The sequence below is a fragment of the Chloroflexota bacterium genome (assembly GCA_023475225.1).
GTDB lineage: Bacteria > Chloroflexota > UBA6077 > FW602-bin22 > JAMCVK01 > JAMCVK01.
Map to the genome: position 1 here is coordinate 66,801 of JAMCVK010000038.1, position 8,908 is coordinate 75,708.

Sequence of the window (8,908 nt, forward strand, 5' to 3'; positions counted from 1 at the left end):
CTGGATAGGAGCATAGAAGATGTACGATCCTTCTGAGCCACGTCTGGCTATTGGACTGATGGCCGGGACGTCCTGCGATGGCATCAGCGCCGCCTTGATCCGGACAAGGGGTTGCCGGACCGCTAGAGAAGTTACCCTGCTGGCCCACGAGGTTATGCCCTTTCCGGCTGAAGTGCGCCAGCGGATTTTTGCTATTTATCCCCCCAATACCTTCGGCGGGGAGGAGTTGTGCCGCCTCAGCGTGCTGCTTGGCGAGCTTTTTGCTGAGGCCGCTCTGCGGGTTATGGCCAAGGCCGGTGTAGAGCGAAGCGAAGTGAAAGTGATCAGCTCCCAGGGGGTTACAATCTATCATGACCCCCCCGGCCCTTCCAACAATGGGCAAGGTGAGCACGTGGAGATCGCCGAGCCGGCCGTGATCGCTGATAGAACAGGCGTCATCACAGTGGCTGATCTGCGTCCCAGTGATATGGCCGCTGGTGGCCATGGCGCTCCACTAAGCGTCTACGTAGATTATGCTCTTTTCCGTCATCCCACCCTCTCGCGGGCCATCCAGAATATTGGGGGGATTGCCAACGTCACGCCCCTGCGTGCTGGGGCAGAGATGGACGAGTTAATGTCCTTCGATACTGGCCCTGGGAATATGGTGATCGATGCCATGGTGCGCTTCGTGACCCAGGGGGCCCAAACGTTCGATGAGGATGGTCGGATGGCGACCCAAGGCGAGGTTCAGCGGGGTCTGCTCCAAGCCCTTATGGCTCACCCCTATTTACAGAAGGCGCCTCCTAAAACCACTGGTAGGGAGGATTTTGGGGAGCATTTCGCCCGGCAGGTGCTGGCTCAAGCACAGGAACTGCACCTGAATGCCTATGATCTGGTGCGCACTGTGACGGCCTTTACGGTGGAGACCATCGCTTATCATTACGAGAGGTTCATCTATCCCCAATTCAGCCTGGATGAGGTGATCCTTGGTGGGGGTGGTGCGCACAATATCACTCTGGTGCAGATGTTGGCTGAGCGCTTGTCTCCCGTTCGGATCAGAAGGCACGAGGACTACGGGCTCTCCGGTGATGCCCGGGAGGCGATCACCTGGGCTATTCTAGCTGATGAGACGTTGTTAGGGAACCCGGCCAACGTTCCTCACGCCTCTGGAGCGAGGCATAAGGTGCTCCTGGGAAAGGTCGTCTTCCCACCGCCCCGTTAAGAGTCAAGGAGGGAGGGCGCCGCCCCACTAATGGGAGTGAAGCGGGATACAACCTAGATCCATTCCACCCTTCTCACGCCAGAGGGGCAAGCCCCTCTTCCCCCCTTCTCCCTGAAAGGGAGAAGGGGGGAAGAGGGATGAGGGCTTATCCCCCCAAGCGGGGGGGCAAGCCCCCGCGCTACATCTCCGCCCTAGCCTATATTTCTCCCCTTCTCCCGCGGGAATAAGGGGGTAGTCCAGAAGGGAATGATCCCCCTTCTGGGAGTCCTTCGAGGAAGGATAGGGCTCCGCCTCGAAGAGTCTCCCTTTTAGGGAGAAGGGGGCAGGGGGGATGAGGGCGTTGCCCCACAGGACAAAGGGGAGGTCAAGGAGGGTTCTAGGGCTCCGCCCTAGCCCGAATCCCCCCTTCTCCCTTTTAGGAAGAAGGGGGCAGGGGGGATGAGGGCGTTGCCCTGCAGGACAAAGGGGAGGTCAAGGAGGGTACACCCTCCTTGGAGGGTTCTAGGGCTCCGCCCTAGCCCGAATTCCCCCTTCTCCCTTTTAGGGAGAAGGGGGCAGGGGGATGAGGGTTCATCCTATGAAGGGAGACAAACGGTGGTTAAGAAGAAAATCTACGTTCTTGGGTTCGACCAGATGATCTTGCCCCTGGTGCAGCGCTTCGCTCAGGAAGGGGTATTGCCCAACATTGCTGCCCTGATGCAAGCGGGAGCGGCGAACGAGGCTATGTCTTCTATCCCGGCCCAGACCCCCACAAACTGGGCTACCATAGCCAGTGGGGCAGATACGGGAACACACGGTGTGTGCAACTGGACTGTGGTTATGCCCAATGGGCAGAGGCTCTCTGCCCTCAACTCCTTGGCCGTAAATGCCGAGACAATCTGGGAGGCGGCTGAGAGGACTGGTTTGAAGAGTGTGCTCATTCATTATCCCGCCTCCATGCCCTCCCGTCTCAAGATGGGGCTGGTCGTCGACGGCTATGCTGGACCAGGCTACGGGGAGACCCCCTTCGAGATCACCCCTAGTAGAGGCTATACGACTCTGTCCGGTCTGCCGAACACCGACAAGATCGATCTCCAGCCAGCACGAGAGTGGCAAAACTTGCCCTGTTCCGCTGGGGCCGGTCCCCTTGAATCTGCCCTGAGGATCGTGCCTAAGATACAAGGAGAGGATAGACAATTTCATTTGCTGGTGGTCGATTCTGTCGGCCAAGGATACGACCGGGTGATAATCTGCCGGGAGAGGGATTATCAAAGTAAGATTGCCGAGACCAGCGTGGGGGAATGGAGCGACTGGGTCCTTGAGCCATTTGTGGTGGAGGGGCAGCAGAGAACAGGTACAGTGCGTTTCAAATTGGTAGAGCTTTCTAAAGATGGCCGACGACTGCGCCTGTACCGCTCCCAGATAATGCCCACGGATGGCTTTACAGCCCCTGATGAGCTCGGTGAGGAGCTCATCGAAAGATTCGGCCCTTATCAGGAATATGTCTCAGAATTGCCCTCTATCCTGGGGAGCGCAGACTTCGAGACCTGTCTGGAGGAGGCGGAATACCAGGCCCAATGGATCGCCAAGGCCGGGCAGTACTTGATGGACAAGAGAGGCGGCACCCTATTTTATAGCCATTGGCATTGGCTGGATGATATAAACCACCATCATCTCGCTCAGGCAGACCCTTCCTGGCCGATGTATCGAGCCGGGGAGGCCGAGAGGCATCTGGACATCCTGCGCCGGAGCTACATGGTGGCGGATGGAATGGTGGGATTGTTCCGGGAGAGGCTGGATGGCAGCGCCTACCTGGTCGTCATATCCGACCATGGCTGCGTGCCGGCTCAACGGACGATCGATATGCGGAGATTCTTGCACCAACGGGGGTTGTGGGTGGCGCGGGATGAGGACCAGGATCTGAATGAGGCGAACATCGACTGGGAGAAAACGAAGGCCTATGTGCGAGATGGCTACAGCTTTGATATTTACATCAGAGCCGAAGGTGAAGAATACGAGCGGATTCGTGACGAACTGATTCGCGATCTGAGAACCTGGGTGGATGAGAAGGCGGGCCGTACACCTATCCTCCTGGCTCTAAAGAAAGAGGATGCCTTCCTTTTAGGTTATTGGGGAGAGCAGGCAGGGGATATCATCGCCCTCTTCGAGGGTGGCTATACTTGGGCAATGTCCAAGGGTGAAGAGGTCCTGAGTGACCTAACCGGTGTGAATTTTGCCTTTCACGGCTCTCAACCCGTCACCAGACGAACGAGTCTCTGCTCTAACCTGGCTACCTTTATCATTGCCGGCCCAGGGATCAAGAAGGGCTATACCAGAGCGGTGGCGAAACTGGGTTACATCAAGCTGAAGGATATAGCCCCCACCTTCTGTCACCTCTTAGATATAGAGCCTCCCGCCCAGAGTCAAGGCGCAGTGGCTTACGATCTCCTGGAGGGGCACGAGATGTACCGTGAAAGGCCTTCTATCGCCCTCCAGGCGAAAGCGATGGATCGGCGCATATGGATCCAGCGGGATATGCACGACTTCTCCTTGCTTGAGGATAAGTGAGCCTCAAGCAAGGGGACTGCTTGATGGATGCCTCAGCCACCCTTTAAGGAGTGGCCTTGTACTCCAGGACATCCTGCATCATGCGGGAATGAGCTTCAAAAACGGCCAGGTTGTGCTCAGGACCTATCTCCTTAACGTTAGGAGAAACAAACGTTGGCGGGTGAATACGCCGCGCTGCGAGCGAGCGGGCTACCTCGGCCACCAGAGCCATGGCGATGGATGTGACAGCTACGGTCGAGCCGGCGGCCACCTTCTCGGCCCAGCCATTGATGGTTACCAGGGCATCCTCGGCTGGGACGCAATTATCGATGACGACGTCGGCTACTTCAGCGAGCTTCTTACCACTCGAGTGGGTGGCCGTGGCTATCCTCTGGTTTTGGACGGAGGTCACGGCGACTACCGATAGCCCTCTGCTCTTAGCCTCCATGGACATCTCCAGAGGCGCGGCGTTGAGCCCGCCGTGGGAGAAGACCAGGAGCGTATCCCGTGGGTCCAGGTGATACCCGCCTAGAAAGACCTTGATATATCCCTCTGTCCTCTCCAACCAGAGCAGCTCGCGCACCCCACCGGGTCCCAACACGTTGAACCACATCAGGCGCGGATCCAGTAGAGGATGAAAGCCAACAAAGCTCCCATAGCGGGGGAAGATGTCTAGAACGGGGATGACTGAATGCCCGCTCCCAAAGACGTGTACGACTCGCTTTTGAGCGATGGACTCGGCCATCAGTTGAGCGGACTTCTTTATGTTATCCGCTTGGGTTTCCCTTATCCTTCTGAGAATATCCTCCATAGTTGCCAGATAGGACTCTGCTGACATAATTGACCTCCATTCTTTTATTTGAGGGGAGCTCTCTCCCCGTGGACTCTCCAGCCGAAGATGGGTCAGAGAAGACGGCTGATCAGGACACGGCCCCTCCCTCCCCGAGCGAAAGCGAGATCAACTAGCCTTCTTGCTTCCATAAAGGCCTGGGCGTAGCTCACCTTGGCTTCGATCCCCCGTATAGTGGCCATCGTCCGGTAATAATCGGCGTAGGGGATAGTGATCTCGCTTGTCTCCCCCTCGGATCCCCGTACGCGCTTCAGAGAAAAGAGTTCGTACCGATTCAGCGTTTCGAACCAGCGGTGGAAAGTATCGGTTATATCTACATAGACTGTAGGAGTGAAACCTTCCAGGTCCTCACAGTTCTCCCCAAAGTAGAGGGTCTCAACGCGATGCGGCGGGAGCTCCTCCTGTGGGCAGGGTAGCGCGGCTAATTTGATGCCCTCCAATACGTTATAGTGGGTACTGACGTGCCGGGGATGCCAGCTCCCTCTCCAGTGGGTGACGACCAGGTCTGGTCTGAGCTTTCGGATAGTGGCAGCCACTGAGGTGGCCACCTCTGGTGAGATCGGTAGCTCCCCAGCTCGATAGCCCAGCCAGAGGGCATCGGCCCCCAGGGCCTTGGCTGCTTCCTTCATCTCCCTTTCCAGTTGGACGGCGTATTCCGTGGGGTCTTTGGAGGGGTGTCCCCTCTCCCCTCTGGTCATATGGACCAGGGTAGCCCTGTGGCCGGCAGCCGTATGCTTTGCCACTACCGCCCCGGCCATCACTTCAGCATCAAGGGCGTGGGCACCAAAGACAACGATGTGCCTCTGCTGGGTCTTCATCTTACTCACCACCACTCAGGTCACGAATGAGCCTGAAACCGCTTAATATCTGAGTCTCGGATCCAGTATATCCCTTAAACCATCGCCAAACAGGTTGAATCCCAAGACGGCTAGCGAGATGGCCAGGCCGGGAAAGATTGAGGCCCACGGTGCCAGCTCCACGTAACGGCGACTGGAGCTAAGCATCGTCCCCCAGGATGGGGTGGGTGGTTGGGTGCCCAGTCCCAGGAAGCTCAACGAGGCCTCCACCAACATCGCCCCAGCCAAAGCCAGGGTGGCCTGCACGATGATGGGGGCGCTGGCATTGGGTAGGATATGTACGAAGATGATGCGCCCGGCACGGGCCCCCATGCACTGCGCTGCCTCGATGAACTCCTTCTCCTTCAAGGACAATACTGATCCCCTTACTACCCGAGCGAAGCGGGGGGCATAGACCACACCGATGGCCACCATCGTGTTGGTTATTCCTGGCCCTAACATCGCCACCATGACCAGAGCCAGGAGGATGGGCGGGAAGGCGAAAAAGACGTCCAGGATACGCATAATCACGTTATCTACGAGTCCCCCATAGTAGCCGGCGATCATTCCCAGGAAGACGCCGCTGACCATGCCTATGCTTACAGATATTAAACCCACCTGAAGGGAGACGCGCGTGCCAAAGATGACCCGACTAAGGATATCACGACCAAACTCGTCGGTCCCCAGCAGAAAGTGTGGGCCGGGTGGCCTCAAGCGCTGATCCAGGAACATCTGGATGGGGTCATAGGGTGCAAGGAGAGGGGCCAGAATGGCGACAAGCAGCAGTAGTAGGACGACGCTGGCGCCGAGAGCCCCAATTCTATTCCTTTGTAGCATACGTAAAAAAGATGTTCTCTTCATCGTCTCCCCGTTTGAGTGATCTCAATAACGAATCCTTGGGTCGAGGAAGGAGTATAAAACATCAACGAAGAGGTTCACCAGAACGAAAACAAAGGCTATGAACAGCGTACACCCCTGCACTAAGGGGTAGTCTCTCTGATAAATAGAGTCGAGGAGGAACCTGCCCAGCCCGGGCAAGGAGAAGATCTCCTCGATAATAACTGCCCCCCCCAGGAGCATCCCTATCTGTAGCCCGATGATAGTGATGATGGGGATGGCGGCGTTCTTTAAGGCATGACGGAAAAGGATGAGCCGTTCTCGTAACCCTTTTGCGCGGGCCGTCTGGATGTATTCTTGCCGCAGGACCTCCAGGAATGAGGAGCGGGTCATCCGCATTACCGCGGCGGCCATCCCTGCCCCTAAAGTTAGAGCCGGCAGGAAGATTATCTTCAGATTAGTTAGCGGAGCGACGAAGAAAGGAGTGAACTCCAACGGCGGAAGCCAGCCGAAGTAAAGGGAAGTGAGCAAGATCAGCATCGTGGCCAGCCAGAAATTGGGCACAGAAAGCCCGATGAGGCCGAGAATGCGGAACAGGAAATCGAGTATAGTGTCCTGTCTGAGAGCGGAGAGGATTCCCAGAGGTAAAGCTATGATGAGGGAGATAAGGGTTGCTACCAGCGTGAGCTCGGCCGTCACCCCGAAGCGGGAGAGGATATCAGGAAGGATGGCCCGTCCGGTGCGCAGGGAATTGCCGAGATTCCCGCGCAGTGCATCACTGAGCCAACCGAAATACTGCACGTAGAGGGGCCTATCAAGGCCAAAAAGCCGTCGCATCTGTTCCAGCTGCTCCGGGGAAGCCTCTGCTTGGGCCCCCAGAAGGACCTGCACCACATCGCCCGGAATTAGGCTTATGGAGAGAAAGATGACGATGGAGACTCCCAGCAGGACCGGGAGCAACAGTATGAGCCTTTGACTGATATAGCGAGACAACTGTTAAGCCTCCCCACCATCGGGTCGGGAATCTTGGGGTAGGTCGCTCTCTTGTTGAAGAGAGGTGTAGCCCAATGACCTGCTCTTAGATTGCATCGCCAGGTTTCTCACCTTCAGACGTTTAGCCGAACAAGATCCTTTTCGGATTCTCGACTAACATTGTATGTATAGACTCCTCAGTTACCCCTGACTCCTTCAGCATAGGAACAAACCGGCCGAGCAGGTAGCTATAACCCCATATCCCGTGGGTATCGGGGTTAAGGTAAGCTTCACGCTGGGAGATATCTGAAGAGAGCACAATCTGTCCAGCGTAACCTCTCTTGATCAACTCCACCAGGGTAGCCAGCCGCCGATCGTCAGGGATATAGTAATGCTCTTTTTCAACCTCATATCGTTCCTGCCCGGCTGTCTCTGTGCGGATGTAATCGAACCGTTCCTTGCCTATGGTATCGAAACCAAGGTTAGCTCCCCTCTTCAGGATGCCCTCGTGGTAGACAAAGCTGAAATTGAGGTCGGAATGGCCGATGATCACCTTCCCTGGGTCCACCCCTTCCTGTTCGAGGATCAGAACTTGCTCCCGCCCCATCGTCCCCAGGGTAGCGTGGGTAGTTATGGGTCTTCCCGTCCGCAGGTAAGCGCGGGCTGCGGCACGTAGTACCTTTTCCTCCACGCGGAAGATGAGCTTTTTGGTGCTCCCCACCTTGATGATGCCCGCCTTAATAGAGGTTCCATCGATCCCCTCGGTGAGCTCGCGGATGAAAACTTCCGTCACCTGGTCAACGCTTTGCCCGTAGATGAAGGCCGGGACGCGTGGTTCTTTATAGGAACCGGTGGAGACAATGATGTTGACCTCAGCCTCCTCAGCTATGCGCTTGAGGATGCGGACATCGCGATTTTCACCTATAGGGGTGGCGTCGACAACACTGACCAGTCCGAGCCTCTTCGCCGCCTTCAACTCTGTGATGATGGTCTCTGCTGTATGAAGACCGACGAAAGGCTTCTTCTCCGTGGGGACAGGCGCCGTTTTAGGTGGGGTTAGATGCTCATGCATCATCGTGATCCCCAGCCTATCGGCGGTGATGGGTCCTAGTACAGTTTCGATCTGAGTCATGTTTTCAACCTCCTATACCCCCAAAAATCTTGGGGGGAGATGCCCTCATCCCCCTACCCCCTTCTCCCGCTTCGCGGGAGAAGGGGGGATTATGAACTAGGGCGGAGCCCTAGAACCCTCCAAGGAGGGAGCACCCTCCTTGACCTCCCCTTCTCTTTTGTGGGGAGGATGTAGCGCGGGGGCTTGTCCCCCGCTTGGGGGGAGATGCCCTCATCCCCCCACCCCCCTGCTCCCTCTGGGAGAAGGGAGGGAGTAAAATTGGGGATACCCCAAACCCCAGCAGAGGGGAGTCGCCCTGCACACCCCCTTTTCAGGGAGAAAGGGGGAATAGCCAGGGCAGTGCCCTAGAACCCTCCTTGACCTCCCCTTACTCCAGCGGGAGAAGGGGGAAAGAGGATTGGCCCTTCCACGGAAGGACCCCCTGCACACCCCCATCCTGGGGATAGAGGCTATTTATCCAGCCAAGTTGTAGCGAAGGATAGGTTCTGGATGTTCGGCATAGGCACGTAGTCTTTGACATAGTTCTGATAGACAAAGAAGTTGTTGGGCGCGCA

General features: G+C 56.8%; 7 protein-coding genes. 2 read left to right on the forward strand and 5 right to left on the reverse strand.

The genetic code is table 11. The features are described from left to right. The first annotated feature begins 19 nt into the window (after nt 1-19). Both M1136_10075 and M1136_10080 read left to right on the forward strand, forming a co-directional pair. Nucleotides 20-1,201: an anhydro-N-acetylmuramic acid kinase gene (locus tag M1136_10075; protein MCL5075976.1), complete on the forward strand. Its 1,182-nt coding sequence runs from the start codon at nt 20-22 to the stop codon at nt 1,199-1,201. Nucleotides 1,202-1,795: 594 nt separating this feature from the next. Continuing rightward, nucleotides 1,796-3,748 carry an alkaline phosphatase family protein gene (locus M1136_10080; GenBank protein ID MCL5075977.1) on the forward strand — a complete coding sequence of 651 codons (1,953 nt, stop codon included), beginning with the start codon at nt 1,796-1,798 and terminating at the stop codon, nt 3,746-3,748. Between the two features lie 43 nt (nt 3,749-3,791). Here the strand turns inward: M1136_10080 and M1136_10085 are convergent, their stop codons facing one another. From M1136_10085 to M1136_10105, 5 genes are all read right to left on the reverse strand, one after another. Next, nucleotides 3,792-4,565 (reverse strand): SIS domain-containing protein, encoded by a 774-nt coding sequence (locus M1136_10085; GenBank protein MCL5075978.1) that lies wholly within the window; start codon nt 4,563-4,565, stop codon nt 3,792-3,794. 65 nt (nt 4,566-4,630) lie between these two features. Further along, nucleotides 4,631-5,395 carry a PIG-L family deacetylase gene (locus M1136_10090; protein MCL5075979.1) on the reverse strand — a complete coding sequence of 255 codons (765 nt, stop codon included), beginning with the start codon at nt 5,393-5,395 and terminating at the stop codon, nt 4,631-4,633. A gap of 42 nt (nt 5,396-5,437) precedes the next feature. Then, nucleotides 5,438-6,274 (reverse strand): ABC transporter permease, encoded by an 837-nt coding sequence (locus tag M1136_10095; protein MCL5075980.1) that lies wholly within the window; start codon nt 6,272-6,274, stop codon nt 5,438-5,440. Between the two features lie 21 nt (nt 6,275-6,295). Then, on the reverse strand, nt 6,296-7,243 hold the full coding sequence (locus M1136_10100) for an ABC transporter permease (GenBank protein MCL5075981.1): 948 nt from the start codon (nt 7,241-7,243) through the stop codon (nt 6,296-6,298). A gap of 121 nt (nt 7,244-7,364) precedes the next feature. After that, the gene (locus M1136_10105) at nt 7,365-8,354 is read right to left on the reverse strand and encodes a phosphotriesterase-related protein (protein ID MCL5075982.1); all 990 of its coding nucleotides are present in this window, start codon (nt 8,352-8,354) and stop codon (nt 7,365-7,367) included. Nucleotides 8,355-8,908 lie beyond the last annotated feature (554 nt).

Bases quoted from the DNA above. Each gene is read 5' to 3' on its own strand.
- M1136_10075 (MCL5075976.1), top strand. From the start codon at position 20: ATGTACGATCCTTCTGAGCCACGTCTGGCTATTGGACTGATGGCCGGG.
- M1136_10085 (MCL5075978.1), bottom strand. From the start codon at position 4,565: ATGTCAGCAGAGTCCTATCTGGCAACTATGGAGGATATTCTCAGAAGG.
- M1136_10095 (MCL5075980.1), bottom strand. From the start codon at position 6,274: ATGAAGAGAACATCTTTTTTACGTATGCTACAAAGGAATAGAATTGGG.
- M1136_10105 (MCL5075982.1), bottom strand. From the start codon at position 8,354: ATGACTCAGATCGAAACTGTACTAGGACCCATCACCGCCGATAGGCTG.
- M1136_10090 (MCL5075979.1), bottom strand. From the start codon at position 5,395: ATGAAGACCCAGCAGAGGCACATCGTTGTCTTTGGTGCCCACGCCCTT.